Origin of the sequence: Dietzia alimentaria 72, assembly GCF_000226215.1 — a bacterium.
GTDB classification, from domain to species: domain Bacteria; phylum Actinomycetota; class Actinomycetes; order Mycobacteriales; family Mycobacteriaceae; genus Dietzia; species Dietzia alimentaria.
Map to the genome: position 1 here is coordinate 541,760 of NZ_AGFF01000023.1, position 16,960 is coordinate 558,719.

A 16,960-nucleotide genomic window follows, 5' to 3' on the forward strand; every position below is an offset into this window, starting at 1 on the left:
GACTAGCGCAAACGTGCGCGCGCACTCCAATCGGCTGGTCACTTGCGCTGTCGTCGTTCCTTGACGCGCACGTTGACCCGGACCGGGGAACCGTCGAATCCGAAGGTCTCCCGCAGTCGGCGCTCGAGAAAGCGCCTATACCCGGCCTCCAGGAATCCTGTCGAGAAGAACACGAACGTCGGTGGCCGAGTGGTTGCCTGGGTGCAGAAGCGGATCCGCGGCAGTCGCCCGCCTCGCATGGGCGGTGGCGTGGCGGCGACGACCTCACTCATCCACGTATTGAGTGGACCCGTGGGAATCCTCTTGTCCCACGAGTCGAGGGCGGCCTCCATCGCGGGCACCAGCTTGGCCAGCGCGCGCCCCGTTGTGGCGGAGATGTTGACCCGGTGAGCCCAGCTCAGAATCCTGGACAGCTCGCGGTCGATCTCCTTGTCGAGATCGTAGCGTCGGTCCTCGTCGACGAGGTCCCACTTGTTGAACGCGATCACGAGGGCGCGGCCGGCATCGGCGACCATGGAGATCACGCGGAGGTCCTGCTCTGTGATCGGCTCGGACGCGTCGAGGAGCAGCACCACCACTTCCGCGGCCTCAATGGCACCGCGAGTCCGTAGCGAGGCGTAGTACTCGTGTCCGTACGCCTGGTTGACCTTGCGTCGTAGCCCCGCGGTATCCACGAAACGCCATTCACGGCCGCCGAGCTCGACGAGCGAGTCGACGGGGTCGACCGTAGTGCCCCCGACGTTGTCGACCACCGAGCGTTCCTCACCAGTCAGTTTGTTGAGCAGACTCGACTTTCCGACGTTGGGCTTACCGACCAACGCCACGCGGCGGGGGGCGTTGGTGGCCTCACGCATGCGGGCCTTGGAGGGCAGAAGCCTCATGATCTCATCGAGCAGGTCCGCCGTGCCCCGTCCGTGGGCCGCCGAGAGTGCGAAGGGCTGGTCGAGGCCGAGCCCCCAGAATTCCGCCGCCTCGAGTTCGGCCTTCTCGCTGTCGACTTTGTTGACGGCGAGGACTACCGGAGTGTCGGAGCGACGCAGACTCTTGGCGACCGTCGCGTCCGCGGCGGTAATTCCGACGGTGCCGTCACAAACCAGCACGATGAGGTCTGCCGTGCTCATGGCGATCTCCGCCTGCTGGGCGATGGACCGGTGCATGCCCTTAGCGTCCTGCTCCCAGCCTCCGGTGTCCTGAACCATGAAGGCGCGACCATTCCACAGCGCCTCGTAAGACACGCGGTCCCGGGTCACGCCCGGCACGTCCTCGACGACGGCCTCACGACGGCCGATAATCCGGTTGACGAGGGTGGACTTACCGACGTTGGGTCGGCCCACGATCGCGACCGTGGGCAGGATCTCCACGTTCTCGGTCGCCGTACCGATCTCGTCGGCCCAGTCCTCGGCCACGGACTCCCAGTCGGTGTCGTCGTTCCAGCCGTCCTCGATGGTCTCCTCTGGCGGGCCCGCGGGAAGGTCGAAGTCCTCATGTGTCGTCACTGTGCGTTCCCTTCTTCGGTGGCGCCGTGCGACGCGTGGATGCCCTCGGCCAGTGCGACCAGTCGATCGAGGACCTCGTCGAGGGTGAGGTCGGAGGTGTCGATCACCACGGCGTCCTCTGCGGGCCGGAGCGGGCTCGCGGCGCGGCTGGAATCTTTACGGTCCCGGTCGATCACGGCTGCGAGCACCCGGTCGTAGTCGGCCTCGCGTCCGGCTGCCAGGTCCTGGTCTGTGCGGCGCCGGGCGCGGATCTCCGCGCTGGCGGTGAGGTAGACCTTCACCTCGGCGTCGGGCAGGACCACCGTGCCGATGTCGCGTCCCTCAAGCACGACGGTACCGCCGGCTGAGGCGAGCCTGCGCTGGACTTCGACCAGGTTCGCCCGGACCTCCGGCACGGCGGACACCGCGGAGACGTTCGCGGTGACGTGGGCGGTGCGGATCTCCTCGCTCACGTCCTCGCCCGCCAAGAGGACGCGTTCGGACCCCGCGTCGGTGCCGATCTCCAAGGGCAGGTCGGCGGTGACAGAGACCACCGCGGCGGCGTTCTCTGGGTCGATGCCGGCGCGCAGCACCTGCAGGGTCGCGACGCGGTACATCGCGCCAGTGTCGAGGTAGGCACCCCCGAGGCGTGCTGCCAGGGTGCGGGCCAGCGTCGACTTACCGGTTCCGGCGGGGCCGTCGATCGCGATACGACGTCGGATGGGCGTGGCGGTCACAGGCCCACCGCCTGATAGAGATCGGAGACCTCTTTGCGGTTGAGCTTGCGGAAGGTGCCGGCCCGCTGGTCCCCGAGCGGCACCGCGCCGAAGCGGGTCCGCACCAGCGACTCGACGGGGTGGCCGACTTCGGCCAGCAGGCGACGCACGATGTGCTTGCGCCCTTCGTGGAGCACCACCTTGACCAGTGATCGGCCCTCGTGGACGTCGACGATCGCGAACTGATCGACCTTTGCTTGCCCGTCCTCCAGTTCCACACCCTCGCGCAGCTGCTTGCCCACGCCCTTGCCCACCACGCCTGTCACGGTGGCCATGTAGGTCTTGGACACCTCGTACGACGGGTGCATCAGGCGATGGGCGAGCTCGCCGTCGTTGGTCACCAGGAGCAGCCCCTCGGTGTCGGCATCGAGACGCCCCACGTGAAACAGGCGCTGACCTGCGTCCACCCGGTCCGCGACCAGGTCGCCGACGCAGGGCCTGCCCCGCTCGTCGGCCATGGTGGTGTGGTATCCCCTGGGTTTGTTGAGTGCGAGGTGGACGAGCGTGTCGTCCAGGACGATGCGGGTGCCGTCGACGCGGATCACCGCGGTGGCGGGATCGACCTTGATGCCCATTTCGCGCACGATCTTGCCGTCCACCTCGACCCTCCCTCGGGCGATGAGGTCTTCGGAGGCCCGGCGTGAAGCGACCCCCGCCTGGGCGAGGATCTTCTGTAGGCGTACCGGTGCGCCGTCTCGGCCAGCGGACTCTGTCATAGGTCAGTCACATCTCTTCGTCGTTGTGTCGTGGTTCCGGGTCGGGCGCGGAGTTCCTGCGCCGCCCCAGAGGTATCCGCGGGTCCTCCGCGGGATCGTCGCTCATCTCGTCGACGAGGTCTACGTCCGGCAGCAACGGGGCTATGTCCGGGAGCTCGTCAAGCGACGCGAGCCCTAATCTTTCCAGAAAAAGTTCCGTCGTCCTATACAGCATGCCCCCGGTCTCAGCGTCGGTGCCGCATTCCACGGCGAGACCGCGCGCCACGAGGGTCCGCATGACGCCGTCCACGTTGACGCCGCGGACCGCCGCGATACGCGATCGGGTGACGGGCTGCCGGTAGGCGATCACCGCCAGGGTCTCAAGAGCCGCCCTCGTCAGGGTGGATCTGACACCATCCGTGAGGAGCCGTTCGACATACGGAGCCAGCTCGCGACGGGTGTACAGTCGCCAGCCCTCGCCGCTGCGCCGCAGGTCCATCCCGCTACCCGCAGCGGTGAGCTCGTCGCGCCACTCGCGCAGTTCCGCGTCCACCTCCCCGGCGGTCGATTCGGCGGCCGAGGCGAGCACTCCTTCCGGTGTGGGTTGGTCCACCACCAGCAGGAGCGCCTCCAACCGGGCGCGCAGTGGCGGTGCGTGCATATCGGGCTCAGTTGTCCCGTCGTCCCCGTCCGGCGCCGCCGGCGCCCCGTTCACATCCGCTGTCACGTCCACTCGTCCCTTCCACGCGTCACCTCGTCGGCCTCCTCGCCGGTCCAGCTCACCAGGAGGGCACCCAGGGCCTCGTCCTGGGCAAGCGTGACCGCGCGCGCCCGGTACAACTCCAACAGGGCGAGAAACCTGGCGACGACGACGAGGGACTCCCCCACGCCGGCGACCAGCTCCTGAAAATCAACCCATTCGCCCCGGCCCCGGAACCTCAGCAGCTCGAGGACCCGGGCAGCCTGCTCGGGAACCGAGACAACCGGGGTGTGGACGTGCCCCACCCCCACCTCTTCGATCGGTCGCGGACGAAACGCCACAGCGGCGATCGTGGCGAACTGATCCGGGTCGACGCCCAGCTCGACCTCCGGCAGCAGGCCCAGGAACTCCTCGTCCGGCCCGGCGGTGCGCGGGTACGAGCGCCGTGCGCTTCGGTCCAGTTCCGCGAACAGTTCCGCCACCCGCCTGAACGCGCGGAACTGCAGTAGGCGGGCGAAGAGCATGTCCCGCGCCTGCAGTAGAGCCAGATCCTCGAGGTCCTGCACCTCGCCGGACGGCACGAGCCGAGCCGTCTTGAGGTCAAGGAGGGTCGCGGCCACCACGAGAAACTCGGTGACCTCTTCGAGCCCGGCTTCCGCCCCGAGCTCGCGGGCGTGCGCGATGAAATCGTCGGTCACCGAGTGGATGGCCACTTCGGTCACGTCGAGTCGTCGCGAGTCGATGAGTTTGAGCAGCAGGTCAAACGGCCCGGTGAAGTTGGTGAGGTGGACGGTGAACTCCCGCGGCCCGACCTCGTCCACAGCTGCTTCCGGTGCCGCCCCGTCCGCGTCCGGCGAGGACTCGAGTCCGGTCACCGGCTTACTCACCTACCGCGCTGGATGACCTCGCGAGCCAAAGCCCGGTAGGCCTGCGCACCGGCAGATTTGGGCGCCCACGTTGTGATCGGCTCTCCTGCCACGGTGGTCTCCGGGAACCGGACTGTGCGGGTGACGAGGGTGTCGAAGACCTGATCGCCGAAGACCTCGACCACCCGGCCGAGCACATCTCGTGCGTGGACGGTGCGCCGATCGAACATCGTGATGAGAATCCCGGTCAGACGTAGACGTGGGTTGATCCGGTCGCGCACCTTGTCGATCGTGTCAGTGAGCAGGGCCAGTCCCCGCAGCGAGAAGTACTCGCACTCCATCGGGATGAGCACACCGTCCGAGCAGGCGAGCGCGTTGACGGTGAGCAGGCCCAGGGAGGGCTGGCAGTCGACGAGGACGTAGTCGTAGCGGTCGAGCACCGGGTACAGCGCGCGGCCGAGCGCCTGCTCGCGTCCGACCTCGTTGACCAGCTGAATCTCGGCAGCAGACAGATCGATGTTGGCGGGGATCAGGTCAACGCCCTCGACCCGGGTACGGACCACCACCTCCTCCGTGGAGACCGTGTGATCCACCAGGAGGTTGTAGACGGTCAACTCGAGCTCGTGGTGCCTGATTCCCAGACCTGCGGAGAGCGCGCCCTGAGGGTCGAGATCCACCACGAGCACGCGGCGGCCGTACTCGGCTAGCGCGGCGGCGAGATTGATCGTGCTGGTGGTCTTGCCCACACCGCCCTTCTGGTTGCACATCGAGAGCACCACTGCGGGGCCGTGCGTGGTCAACGGCTGGGGCTCGGGGATGGCCGAAAAACCCTGACCGGCTGCTGGGTCGTCGGCACCCAACAGCTCCGCGCGGGAGAACAGTGCGGGATCCATTGCCCCAGAGTCCTGCGCCACCCGCGTCTCCTCTCGTTACCGTGTCATCCGCGCCCGGGTCTCCAGGCGGCGGTCTCCGGCCACGTTACCGTGCTCTGGGGTGGCACTCCGCCCAGACCTCGCGGAGCGTGTCCACGGTGACGAGTGTGTAAACCTGAGTCGTGGTCACCGAGGCGTGCCCCAGCAGCTCCTGGACCACGCGGATGTCCGCCCCGCCGTCGAGGAGATGGGTCGCGAATGAGTGCCGGAACGAGTGCGGCGAGATCTCCGCGTCGACCCCGGCGCGCCCCGCGGCCACCGTGACTGTGTTCCAGAGCGTCTGACGGGAGATCCTGCCGCCCCGTGTGTTGAGGAAAAGCGCCGGTCCCCCCTTGATCGCCAGTGCCGGCCGCCCGCGCACCAGGTAGGCGCCCACCGCGTCGCACGCCGGCCGCCCCACTGGTACGAGGCGCTCCTTTCCACCCTTGCCCCGCAGTATTACGGTGCCGCCCTCGGGATGGTCGAGCCCCTCGAGGTCGTCGACGTCGAGCCCCACGAGTTCCGCCGCACGCGCCCCGGTTGCGTAGAGAAGTTCGAGCATCGCGCGGTCGCGCAGACGTGCCGGGTCGGTGTCGGTCGCGGTGTCACCGGCGGACTCGATCACGGAGATCATCTGATCCACCGGCACGGCCCTGGGCAGTCGTCGGGCAGGACGGGGCGGGGTCACCGAGGCGGCCGCGTCGACGGCTGCCACTCCGTCTCGCGCGGCGAAGCGGTGCAGCCCCCTCACAGCCGCCAGTGCTCGGGCCACGGAACTCGGGGCCAGAATTCGGTTACCGCGATCGGGGTCGGTGGTGGACAGCCTGGCCCGGAACGCCTCAACGTGGGCCTCGGTGACCGACCCCAGGTCGTCGACGCCTACTTCGGCGAGATGACGGCGATATCTATCGAGCTCACGACGGTAGGCGGCCAGGGTGTGGGGCGAGGCCCCCTTTTCGACGGCGAGGTGGTCCAGATAGCCGCGGATCTGCACTGCGGCCCCACCCTCGGATCCCATTCCGAGCGACCCGTCAGGACCGGTCGTCTATCTCACGGGCGGCGAGGATCCCGGCGACGGTGATCCCATTGACGATCCGGCCGTCCAGCACGGCGTCCACCGCCTCCGCGAAGGGCATCCACGCGATCTCCATGTCCGCTTCCTCGTGCTCCGGCTCGGGCCGGTCGACCTCGCGCAGGTCGGTCGCCAGATACACGTGGACCCGCTCGGTGCTGAATCCGGGAGACGGCACCAGTTGGATAACGTGACGCCACGTGCGCGCCTCGAGTCCGGTCTCCTCGACCAATTCCCGGCGCGCCGTGTCCACGGGCTCCTCCCCGTCCACGTCGCACAGTCCGGCGGGCAGCTCCCAGAGCCGCTCCCCCACCGCGTGGCGGTACTGCCGCACCATGACGAGACGATTGCCGGCGTCGAGCGCCGCAATCGCCACGGCGTCGTCGTGGTCGCAGATCTCGCGATCGGCTGTGCCCCCGCCCGGCATGGTCAGGGTGTCCACACGTAACCGGACCACGCGGCCGTCAAAGATCCGACGACTCGCGACGGTCCGGTAGTCATGGGACCCCGGGGCACCTCTGTCCGACACGGTCCTCAGACCTCGTTCGAGTTCGATCCGGTGCCCGCCCCGGCGCCGGGCGGCTCATCGGTCTGATCTGCGCGCCACGGCTCGACTGGCAGCCGCATCTCGTTCTCGTAATCCAGTGCGGCCTTGATGAACGCGACGAACAACGGGTGTGGCCGCGTGGGTCGCGACTTGTACTCCGGATGGGCCTGGGTGGCCACGAAGAACGGGTGCTGGTCCCGCGGGTACTCGACGAACTCCACCAGGTGGCCGTCGGGCGAGGTTCCCGTGAACCGCAGTCCGGACTCAGCGACCCGCTCACGGTAGGCATTGTCGACCTCGAACCGGTGACGGTGACGCTCAGAGATCTCGGTGGCACCGTATCCCTCGGCGACGATGGAACCCTTCTCGAGCACGGCCGGGTAGGCCCCCAGACGCATCGTGCCGCCTAGATCCGCGTTACCGGACACCGCGTCGACCTGGTCGGCCATCGTGGAGATGACCGGGTGTTCCGTGTCGGGGTCGAACTCGGTTGACGAAGCGCCCTCGAGACCGACCGACCGGGCCGCCTCGATGACCGCGCACTGCAGCCCGAGGCAGAGGCCGAGGAGCGGGATACGGTTCTTGCGCGACCAGGAGATCGCGCCCAGCTTGCCCTCGATCCCGCGGATCCCGAAACCGCCGGGGATCAGCATGCCGTCGACACCGCCCAGCGCCTCTCTCGCACCGGCCTCGGTGGCGCAGCTGTCGGACTCCACCCACCGGATATTGACGCGCGCGTGGTGAGCGAATCCACCAGCCCGCAGCGCCTCCGTCACCGACAGGTAGGCGTCAGGCAGGTCGATGTACTTGCCGACGAGGGCGATCTCGACCTCTTCACGCGGCTCGTGCACGCGGGAAAGCAGGTCACCCCACACGGTCCAGTCCACGTCCCGGAACGGCAGGTTGAGCTTACGGATCACATGAGTGTCCAAGTGCTCGGAGAACAAGACCTTGGGGATGTCGTAGATGCTCGGCGCGTCGGGGGTCGAGACCACGCCCTCCAGGTCGACGTCGCACATGAGGGCGATTTTGGCCTTGAGCGCGTCGGGAACCTCGCGGTCGCAACGCAGGACCAGGCCGTCGGGGACGATGCCGATGGAACGCAGCGCTGCGACCGAATGCTGGGTCGGTTTGGTCTTGAGCTCGCCGGACGGTGCCAGGTAAGGCACCAGGGAAACGTGGAGGAAAAAGATGTTCTCCCTGCCCACCGAGTGCCGCACCTGGCGACAGGCTTCGAGGAATGGCTGGGACTCGATGTCGCCGACCGTGCCGCCGACCTCGGTGATCACCACGTCGGGCTGGCGACCTGACTCGTCGGGATCACTCATCCCGATGATGCGTTCCTTGATGGCGTCCGTGATGTGTGGGATCACCTGAACGGTGTCCCCCAGGTACTCGCCACGACGTTCCTTGGCGATAACCGCCGAGTACACCTGCCCCGTGGTCACGTTGGCGTTGGCGCTGAGATCCCGATCGAGGAAGCGCTCATAGTGCCCCAGGTCGAGATCGGCCTCTGCGCCGTCCTCGGTAACAAAGACCTCACCGTGCTGGAACGGGTTCATCGTTCCTGGGTCGACGTTGATGTACGGGTCCAGCTTCTGCATGGTCACCCGAAGGCCTCGGGCGGTGAGCAACTGTCCCAGGCTGGAGGCTGTGAGCCCCTTACCCAGCGACGACGCCACGCCACCGGTGACGAAGATGTGCTTGGTCGCAGACCGCGACGTGGCTCGGTTCAGTGCCAAGGGGACTCCCGTGTCCATACGCCGGAATGAATGAATGCTGGTGTGGCTCCGGTGCACCCCACGGGGCTTCAGGCTATCACCGTGTCGACACCGGGGGGAGCGACGGCGCGGCGGAGGTTGCATCGGACCTGAGTCCGTAGTGCCCCTGTCCCCGGTCGAGCTGCTCCGCCAGGGCCAGTCCGGAGGACAGAAGTCCGGCATCGGTGTCGAGCGAGTCCACCGTCGACACGTCCTCTTCACCCGAGGATCGCAGGACTGTCACCGCGTCGTATGCCTCGCGCTGACCGACCTCGGCACCGATCACGACGCCCGCCCCTTCACGGTCCAGGGTGCGTGCCAGTGCGGCCACGCGCACCGCCGTCGATTCCTGCTCCCCCGGCCCGGTCACCACCAGAGCCAGCTGCCCGGGCCGGAGGGTGCCCGGCTCGAAGTCGATCACACCGGCGTCGGCGAGAGTCGTGAGCACCGTCGAGCGGTCCTCGTTGTTCAGATGCGGCTTGGCGTCCTCGGCGCGCAATAAGCCGGCCCGACCCAGTGCGGTGCCCAGCTGCGTGCCCAAGTCGGCGTCCTCGGCCGGCGCGTCGCCGATCGGGAGGTTAGCTACAAGCGCTTCGAGTTCGGCGTCAGCGGCCGGGTCGACCGCCTTGTCCGTGATACGCACACGCCCGGCGTCGATCCCGCCGGCCGATGCAATAGTCTCCGCCGCCGCACGCACGACCTCGTCGGACGCGCCGGGCGTCACCACGACGAGCACGGGGCGATCCTTGAGACGACTCTCCAGGACGGACGGGGTCAGCGACCCGGCCAGCGCGTCTAGCCGATCCTCCGCCGACCGGCTGCGCATGAGGTCATCCTCTGCCGTCTTGAGCCGCGTCGCCGTCGTCTCTTCACGGTCCACCAGCGCGTCCCGTATCGACGTCGCCACGGACGTCGACCCCAGGACCACCCCCATCGCAAGGGCGAGGAACACGGCGACCAGCGTCAGGACATGGCGACGCAGCGAGATCAACGGACGAGCTCCTGGACCCAGAGCGCGAAGGAATTCCAGGTCTCCACGGCCCAGACCAGCAGCTCTTGCGCCGAGTCCCGCGCCACCACGACGGCGGCCACGGCGATCAGCGCCGCCAGGACAAGGAGGGCGACGCCGATCCCGGCCCCGCGCGAACGGTAGAGAGTGGAGCACGCGTCGGCGTGGACCAGGCGGGACGAGACGGCGGTATCGACCATGGTCGACGACGGAGCGGAGGAATCGCCGAAGGCGTTCTCGAGCCCGCGGCCCTCACCGGTCACCACGATCATCTCGGCACCCCCGTGGAAGGCCAACAGCAGCGCCATATCCCGCGCGGTTGCGGCGGCGGGGAACGTGGTGGCTCCGACGCCCAGCTCGGTGACTCGCTCCAGCCCCTCGGCACGACCGTCGCGATCAGCGGGGATCACCAGGACAGATACATCGGTGAGCACTTCGTCCGAGACCTCGGTGGGGGTGGCGACGACGACGTCAGCAGTCATGCGGGCCGAACGCAGCAGCTCGGCCCCACCGTCGACACCGATGAGCAGCGGCCGGTACTCCTTGATGAACGGCTTGAGATCAGCGAGCTGGTCGCGGGAGACCTCGCCACCGGTCACCACAACGACATGACGGTCCGTGAACTCGACGTCGAGCTCGGGCAACCCCTCGCCGTCGAGAAGCAGCTGGTGCTCGATGCTGAGAAACTCGGTGGCGTTGGCAAGGTGCGCAAGAGCCGACTCGACATAGCCCTTCTCCGCCGTGTCGACCTCCGTGAGGAGGGTGGTCGAGTCCGCCTCGCGGCCGCTCGCGATCTCGTCCTCGGATTTGGCTGCATAGACCATGCCACCATCGATCCGCACGCGGGTGCCGTCGGCGACCTCTGAGAGGTCGGCGTCCTCCAGCACGGGGACGGTCGATGCCGCGAGGATGCGGAACGCCGCACGCGGCAGCATGTCCTCACCCTCGCGCGGCACATGCACGACGGCGGCGACACCAGCGTCGACGAGCCACCGCGCGGTGTCGGCCGAGGTCCGGTTGAGGTCGAGCACGGCGACGTCTTTGGGACCGAGCTTCCTCGACAGCGGTGAACCCGCACGGACCTGACGAACGATGCCGGCGACACCGGCGAGGTCGTTGGAGCGGCGGCTGAGCAGACCCGACATCTTCATGTGCCCGAGTATCACGCGTGTGATTCGAGTGACGAGGGAGGTCGGCTCGGCGTGTCGCCTTAACGGTCGACTTGAGCTTGAGACTTCTGTTCCTGGGCCTTATCGAGCAGCTCTCTGGCGTGGGCGAGACCCGTGTCGGTGTCCTCCATGCCCGCGAGCATCCTCGCGAGTTCGGTGACCCGATCCGAGTCCGCAACGGCCCGCACACCGGAGACCACCCCATCACTGTCGACGGTCCCTGCGTCCTTGTGGACGACGAGGTGGGTGTCGGCGTAGGCCGCGACCTGCGCCAAGTGGGTGACAGCGATGACCTGGTGAGTCCGTGCCAGTCGCGCCAAGCGCTTGCCGATGCTCAGGGCGGCGCGTCCGCCCACTCCGGCATCGACCTCGTCAAACACGAGTGTGCCGCCCCCGGAGCGTTCTGCCAGAACCACCTCGAGCGCCAGCATCACCCGTGACAACTCGCCGCCCGAGGCGCCCTTGCCCAGAGGGACGACGCCCGACGGCCCGTCCAGTGCCAACTCCACGTCGTCGAGTCCTGATTCGGTCGCTCCGGTGAGGCCCTCCCCGGACGGCGTGACCCGCACAACCAGCCCCGCGCCACCCATCGACAATTCCGCCAGTTCCTCCGACACGCGCCGGGCTAGATCCTCCCCCGCCGCACGGCGCACCGCGGTGAGCGCGGCACCCCGCTCGACGAGTTCGGCTGACAGACGTTCGACCGTCGCTTTGAGTTCCGCGACCGCGGTGTCGGAGGTGTCCACCTCGGTCAACCGGGTGCGAGCCCTCTCCGCCCACGCGATCACGTCATCGACATCCGTGCCGTATTTGCGGGTCAGTGCCCGCAGGTCGTGTCGACGCTCCTGAGCGGAGTCGAGATCGGCAACATCCACCGGTAGTTCAGCCAGGTAGAGACCGAGTTCGGTCGCCGCGTCGCCGAGCGCGGCCACGGCCTGCTCGATGCTGGTGGCGATGGGATCCAGAGCCGGGTCCCCCGCGCCAGAGAGTCGCTGGCGGAGCTGGTCGAGGATCCCGACAACGGGTTCCACGCTCTCCCCGTCCCCGGAGAGAACCTCGTGGGCCTGCCCCGCGATCTCACGTAGTTCCTCGGAGTCGGTCAGCCGGCGGATGAGCGCGTCGAGCTCCGCCTCCTCCCCCGACTTCGGCGCCAGAGCGTCGATCTCCTCGATCCCCATGCGCAGCAGGTCAGCCTCCCGAGCCAACTCGCGGGCACGGCCCGTGCGCTCGGACAGGGAGCTCTCCGCCTCCCGCCATCTCCGGTGGGTCTCCCGATAGGCCTCGAGCGCGACCCTGGCACCTTCCCCGCCGTGGGAGTCCACCGCGTCGCGTTGCCGGTCCGGACGCAACAGTCTCAGCTGGTCGTTCTGACCGTGCACGGCCAGCACGGGGGCACAGAACCGCGCCAGTGTCCCTGCGGGGACGGATCGTCCTCCCAGACGAGCCCGGGACCGTCCGTCACCACCGACTCGGCGGGCGGCTATCACGCTGCCATCTTCGTCAAGATCCACGTCGGTGTCCTCGAGCAGCTCGTTCAACTCGTGGCGGTCCGCAGGATCCATGGTGTCGACCGCCCCCAGGTCGAAGCGGCCTTCCACCACGGCTCTGGTCGCGCCCTTACGAACTCGTCCGGGGTCAGCCCGGCCGCCCGCCAGCAGCCTTAACCCTGTGACCACCATTGTCTTGCCCGCCCCGGTCTCGCCGGTCAGGACAGACAGGCCGGGAGATAGATCGGCTACGGCCTCGTCGATGACGCCGAGGCCGCTGATCCGTAGTTCCGTGAGCACGCACCCACCCTAGGTGAGGGGGTCGACGTTCGACCGACCACGCCACCCGGTGACGGGCAGCTCGAACTTCGTGACCAATCGGTCGGTGAACGGTGACTCGTCGAGACGCACCCACTTCACCGGTCGTCTACCCCGGATCACCTCGACCCGGCTGCCCGCTGGCGCATCGAACACCCGACGACCGTCCAGGACAACCACAGCAGGTCCGGACCGCACCCCCGTCTCGACCGCGACCTGGGAGGTAGGTGCCACGACCATCGGCCGCGCGAAGAGGGCGTGTGCGTTGTTCGGGACCACCAGGATGGCGTCGAGTTCGGGCCACACGATCGGTCCGCCGGCCGAAAACGCATACGCTGTCGACCCTGTCGGTGTGGACACCAACATCCCGTCGCATCCGTAATCACTCACCGGTCGCCCGTCGATCTCGACCGACGCCTCCAGAACACCCTGACGGGAAACCTTCTCAATACTGACCTCGTTGAGTGCCCAGTCCTGCCCGATAACCGTGTCCCCGTGGATGACCGTCGCCTCCACGGTCATCCTCTCCACCACCCGGTAGTCGCGGTCAGCGATCTGCGACACCACACCGCTCAGCGAGGCAACCTCGGATTCCGCGAGAAACCCGACGTGCCCCAGATTCACTCCCAGAACCGGAACGTCGGCGGCAGAGGCGTACTGGCAGGCCCGCAAGAACGTACCGTCGCCGCCGAGCACGAGTACTAGCTCGCAGCCCTCCGCCGCGGTCGGGGTATCCGGTACCGACTCGACGCCCTTACCCGTGGAGACCTTGCGACTGGTGCCCGCGAGCATCCGCACCGCGATACCCCGAGCCGCACAGTCATCGACAACCTGAGCGACAGTGGCCACGATCTCGGGCCTTTCGAGGTTGGCCTCCAGCATGATCCGTCGGGAACCACCTGTCACCGTAGTGCTGGTCATCGGGGCCCCTCCTCGACAGCGGTGCGTATCGCCGCCACTGCATCGGCATTCATCTCCACGGCCTCACCGGCTCCGGAGTTTCTCAGCTGTAGGAAGTACTCGACGTTGCCCGAGGGACCGGGAAGTGGACTTGCCACGCATCCGAGCGGCTCCAGCCCGAGCGAGGCCGCAACGCGAGCGACATCGGTCACAGACTCGATCCGTAGGGCGTGGTCCCGGACCACGCCGCCCTGGCCGACTCTCTCCCTCCCCACCTCGAACTGCGGTTTGACCATCGGCAGGAGGAACCCGCCGGGTCGAACGCATGCCGCGAGTGCCGGAAGAACCAAGGCCAGAGAGATGAACGACAGGTCGGAGACCGCGAGATCTACCACCCCGCCGATCTGCTCGGGCGTCAACGACCGGACGTTGGTCTTATCGTGGACATTCACTCGGTCATCGCTACGCAGGCGCCAGACGAGCTGGCCATAGCCGACGTCAACGGCCTCGACCCTGGCAGCGCCGCGGGACAGGAGTACATCGGTGAATCCTCCTGTCGACGCACCCGCGTCGAGACAGCGTGCGCCCTCTACCTCGATCTCCTCGAACGCCTCTAGTGCGCCCACGAGCTTGTGCGCCCCACGAGAGGCCCAGTCGGGTTCGTCGGAGTCGGACAGCGCGATCGAGGTGGTCGGTTCAACCTGGGTGGCGGGCTTTGTCGCGGCGACGCCATTGACGATCACCCGTCCGGAGTCGATCAGGTCACGTGCACGCTCGCGACTGTCGGACATCTTACGTCGCACGAGCTCCGCATCGAGGCGCATCCGCTTGGCTGCCATCAACGCGTGGTGTCCAGTGAGGTGAGCGCGCGGGCGAGGAGCTCGTGTGCCGAATCAAGTGCATGAACCTGGTCATCGCTCACCGTCAGGTCCGAGCCCTCAGCTTCGCTGGTTCCGCTCTCCGCCGAGCCGCTGAGGTAGTCGTCGAACGACGCGCGGAGTTCGTCGATATCAGGCCCCACTGGCCCGGGGCGTGGTTCGGGTCCGGAAGTGCTCACGGTCTCCACGCTAGCCGACGACGAATCCGGCATCGGTGAGCCGGGACCGCATCTCCGACTGAGTGGAGGTGACGGCTGTTGTCTGCTGCCGCCAGCCGGCCTTGATCACGCTGCGGGCCAAAGCGACACCGGATAGGTCGGCGGGGCACTCTTCTACGTGCAGAACTCCGTCCCGAGCGGTCGCCGCCAGATCGACCGCGGTGGCGATCTCACTTGCCGAAGGCGCCAGTGCGAGGGCGCTTAGGTCATGCGACAGATGACTGGCACGTCGCGCGGGCTCCGCCGACAACAAGTCGGATACTCCGTGAACCCCGGTCAGGACCAGGAGCGACGCCATCCCGGCAGCAACTGCGCCCTCGATATCGGTGTCGAGACGGTCGCCGATCACGAGCGGACGCGACGCACCGGCCAGCTCGGCAGCCGCCAGCAGTACCCCGGCCGCAGGCTTGCCAGCGACAACGGGCTCGCGGTCAGTCGCGGTCCGCATCGCGGCGACCAGCGACCCGTTGCCCGGGAGAAGGCCGCGTTCCGTGGGCAGCGTGGCGTCTGTATTGGAAGCAATCCACGGAACGCCCTCTCGGATAGCCAGGCACCCTTCCGCCAGATCAGCCCAGGTCAGCTCTCGCGAGAGACCTTGAAGTACGGCTTGTGGCTGGTCATCAGCGGAGGCCACCACGTCGTACCCGGCCGCACGAACGAGATCGCGGAAACTGTCGTGCCCCACAACCAGGATCTTCGCATCGCTGCCAACATATTCGGACAGCATCACCACAGCTGCCTGAGCGCTGGTCATGACATCGGACGCGTGGGCATCGAAGCCGAGGTCGCGGAGATGAGTTGCGGTATCTGCAGGTGCCCGGCTCGCGTTGTTCGTCACGTACACAACCGGAAGACCTGAACGCTCCAGCTCATCGCTGGCACCGGGGATGGGTTGGGACCCACGGATCAAGGTTCCGTCGAGATCGACTAACAGGGCATCGTGGGCAGCTGCGAGGGTCGCGGTCACTGCGGTGCCTGGCCCTCGAGTTCCGCCAATCGAGACTCCGCATCAGTTCCGTGGTCTGGATCCGCCGCGACAGCGTGACCGAACCACTCCGCAGCCTCTGAGGTACGGCCGGTGGCGAGTAACACCTCCGCGTATGCGTAATCGAGCCTGGCCGCGGATTCTCCGGTCGCGGTGGCGTCGAGACCTGCGTCCTGCAGGGTCACCAGAGCCGCATCCAGTTGTTCCATGTCCACGCGGGCGCCGGCTTCGACGATGCGCAATTCCACCAGATCTTCGCCCTCAAGCAACCGGGACTCATCGCCCCGTGCGAGCTCGATCGCACGTTGTGGACGATCCAAGCCGCGCTCGCAATCCGCCATCATCGCAAGGAGCCCGGGACCACCCGAGATTCGACGAGCGGCACGAAGCTCCCCGAGGGCCTCGGACCATTCCGCAGCACGGTAAGCCAGGACACCCAGAGTCTCGCGGACCACACCGATTCGTCCCGCACGATTCTTGGCTGCACGGCCGTGTGCAAGCGCACGTTCCGGGTCATCGTCCACGAAGAACATCGCTGCGACCAGGTGTCTGGACACGATGTCCGCATTTCCCTTGTCGAGACTGCGCAGGTCTCGCCTCATCTCAAGGTCGAGGTCCGCGGCTTCGATGTCCGCGGGGAGCGCGGGCTCGTCCTCACGAACAGCGTGACGGGCGTCCTGTCCGGGCCGTCCTTCCCGCTGGCGGTCATTTCCAGGGCGGCCGCCGCGCGATTCGGGCCGGCCACCTCCTCTACGGTCCCCGGAGGGCAAACCCCGCCCCTGCCCTGCACGGGGGGCCCGGCCCCTGGCGCTATCGGACGGGACAGGGTGAGAGGAGCGTTGACCATCTGTTGACCGACCAGCACTATCACCGTCTCTCGATCGTCCTGAACCGGAATGATCACGGTCCCGGCCAGGCTGGCCTGCGCCCCTTCCGTCGTAGCGCTTGCCGCGGCGTTCCCCGAAAGATGAGTTATCTCTCCGGTCGGTGTTCGAGGCACGGTCGCCCCGGCGGGGTACATCGCGATCGCCCCTGCGGGGCGAGCCGTCGCTATTATCTTGCCGAGGTTCGTTCACGTCGTTCACCTTACGTGTGCCGGTTGGCCGGCACGAAGTTTGGAATGGACACAAATAAAACCAGCGGGAGGAACTTTGAAGTCCCTCCCGCTGGTCATGAAGTTGTGTTCGGCGGTGA

General features: G+C 67.5%; 17 protein-coding genes. All 17 read right to left on the reverse strand.

From position 1 onward, the window contains the following. Positions 1 to 38 precede the first annotated feature (38 nt). Positions 39 to 1,496, reverse strand: coding sequence for a ribosome biogenesis GTPase Der (gene der / locus ON04_RS11975; protein WP_010541864.1), 1,458 nt, complete (start codon positions 1,494 to 1,496; stop codon positions 39 to 41). Next, on the reverse strand, positions 1,493 to 2,212 hold the full coding sequence (gene cmk, locus ON04_RS11980; protein ID WP_010541865.1) for a (d)CMP kinase: 720 nt from the start codon (positions 2,210 to 2,212) through the stop codon (positions 1,493 to 1,495). Before cmk ends, der begins: the two co-directional genes overlap by 4 nt. Continuing rightward, positions 2,209 to 2,967, reverse strand: coding sequence for a pseudouridine synthase (locus tag ON04_RS11985; protein WP_010541866.1), 759 nt, complete (start codon positions 2,965 to 2,967; stop codon positions 2,209 to 2,211). Before ON04_RS11985 ends, cmk begins: the two co-directional genes overlap by 4 nt. Positions 2,968 to 2,974: 7 nt before the next feature. Then, a complete protein-coding gene (gene scpB, locus ON04_RS11990) occupies positions 2,975 to 3,679 on the reverse strand; it encodes an SMC-Scp complex subunit ScpB (RefSeq protein WP_010541867.1) in 705 nt (234 codons plus the stop codon). Continuing rightward, the gene (locus ON04_RS11995) at positions 3,670 to 4,521 is read right to left on the reverse strand and encodes a segregation and condensation protein A (RefSeq protein WP_033444285.1); all 852 of its coding nucleotides are present in this window, start codon (positions 4,519 to 4,521) and stop codon (positions 3,670 to 3,672) included. The genes scpB and ON04_RS11995 overlap by 10 nt, the downstream gene beginning before the upstream one ends. An 8-nt stretch (positions 4,522 to 4,529) precedes the next feature. Then, positions 4,530 to 5,405 carry a ParA family protein gene (locus tag ON04_RS12000; protein ID WP_010541869.1) on the reverse strand — a complete coding sequence of 292 codons (876 nt, stop codon included), beginning with the start codon at positions 5,403 to 5,405 and terminating at the stop codon, positions 4,530 to 4,532. A gap of 85 nt (positions 5,406 to 5,490) precedes the next feature. Then, on the reverse strand, positions 5,491 to 6,441 hold the full coding sequence (locus ON04_RS12005) for a site-specific tyrosine recombinase XerD (RefSeq protein WP_010541870.1): 951 nt from the start codon (positions 6,439 to 6,441) through the stop codon (positions 5,491 to 5,493). A 13-nt stretch (positions 6,442 to 6,454) separates the two neighbouring features. Beyond that, the gene (locus ON04_RS12010) at positions 6,455 to 7,024 is read right to left on the reverse strand and encodes an NUDIX domain-containing protein (RefSeq protein WP_010541871.1); all 570 of its coding nucleotides are present in this window, start codon (positions 7,022 to 7,024) and stop codon (positions 6,455 to 6,457) included. 5 nt (positions 7,025 to 7,029) lie between these two features. Further along, positions 7,030 to 8,802 (reverse strand): CTP synthase, encoded by a 1,773-nt coding sequence (locus ON04_RS12015; RefSeq protein ID WP_010541872.1) that lies wholly within the window; start codon positions 8,800 to 8,802, stop codon positions 7,030 to 7,032. Between the two features lie 58 nt (positions 8,803 to 8,860). Further along, positions 8,861 to 9,793, reverse strand: coding sequence for a copper transporter (locus tag ON04_RS12020; protein ID WP_010541873.1), 933 nt, complete (start codon positions 9,791 to 9,793; stop codon positions 8,861 to 8,863). Further along, positions 9,790 to 10,962, reverse strand: coding sequence for a putative cytokinetic ring protein SteA (gene steA / locus ON04_RS12025; protein ID WP_010541874.1), 1,173 nt, complete (start codon positions 10,960 to 10,962; stop codon positions 9,790 to 9,792). The genes ON04_RS12020 and steA overlap by 4 nt, the downstream gene beginning before the upstream one ends. Before the next feature lie 59 nt (positions 10,963 to 11,021). Next, complete coding sequence (recN, locus tag ON04_RS12030) at positions 11,022 to 12,767, reverse strand: DNA repair protein RecN (protein WP_010541875.1); 1,746 nt, start codon at positions 12,765 to 12,767, stop codon at positions 11,022 to 11,024. A 9-nt stretch (positions 12,768 to 12,776) separates the two neighbouring features. After that, a complete protein-coding gene (locus ON04_RS12035) occupies positions 12,777 to 13,706 on the reverse strand; it encodes an NAD kinase (RefSeq protein WP_010541876.1) in 930 nt (309 codons plus the stop codon). Next, a complete protein-coding gene (locus ON04_RS12040; RefSeq protein ID WP_010541877.1) occupies positions 13,703 to 14,524 on the reverse strand; it encodes a TlyA family RNA methyltransferase in 822 nt (273 codons plus the stop codon). Before ON04_RS12040 ends, ON04_RS12035 begins: the two co-directional genes overlap by 4 nt. Beyond that, entirely contained in the window at positions 14,524 to 14,742 is a 219-nt protein-coding gene (locus tag ON04_RS12045; RefSeq protein ID WP_141564748.1) for a hypothetical protein, read from the reverse strand. The genes ON04_RS12040 and ON04_RS12045 overlap by 1 nt, the downstream gene beginning before the upstream one ends. Before the next feature lie 10 nt (positions 14,743 to 14,752). Continuing rightward, the gene (locus ON04_RS12050) at positions 14,753 to 15,748 is read right to left on the reverse strand and encodes an HAD-IIA family hydrolase (RefSeq protein ID WP_010541879.1); all 996 of its coding nucleotides are present in this window, start codon (positions 15,746 to 15,748) and stop codon (positions 14,753 to 14,755) included. Then, a complete protein-coding gene (locus ON04_RS12055; protein WP_193350608.1) occupies positions 15,745 to 16,536 on the reverse strand; it encodes a tetratricopeptide repeat protein in 792 nt (263 codons plus the stop codon). The genes ON04_RS12050 and ON04_RS12055 overlap by 4 nt, the downstream gene beginning before the upstream one ends. Positions 16,537 to 16,960 lie beyond the last annotated feature (424 nt).

What these genes read in the sequence shown, in the direction of transcription:
- ON04_RS12040 (WP_010541877.1), bottom strand. Translation starts at nt 14,524, where the DNA reads ATGGCAGCCAAGCGGATGCGCCTCGATGCGGAGCTCGTGCGACGTAAG.
- steA (WP_010541874.1), bottom strand. Translation starts at nt 10,962, where the DNA reads ATGAAGATGTCGGGTCTGCTCAGCCGCCGCTCCAACGACCTCGCCGGT.
- ON04_RS12015 (WP_010541872.1), bottom strand. Translation starts at nt 8,802, where the DNA reads ATGGACACGGGAGTCCCCTTGGCACTGAACCGAGCCACGTCGCGGTCT.
- ON04_RS11985 (WP_010541866.1), bottom strand. Translation starts at nt 2,967, where the DNA reads ATGACAGAGTCCGCTGGCCGAGACGGCGCACCGGTACGCCTACAGAAG.
- ON04_RS12000 (WP_010541869.1), bottom strand. Translation starts at nt 5,405, where the DNA reads ATGGATCCCGCACTGTTCTCCCGCGCGGAGCTGTTGGGTGCCGACGAC.
- ON04_RS12005 (WP_010541870.1), bottom strand. Translation starts at nt 6,441, where the DNA reads ATGGGATCCGAGGGTGGGGCCGCAGTGCAGATCCGCGGCTATCTGGAC.
- ON04_RS12035 (WP_010541876.1), bottom strand. Translation starts at nt 13,706, where the DNA reads ATGACCAGCACTACGGTGACAGGTGGTTCCCGACGGATCATGCTGGAG.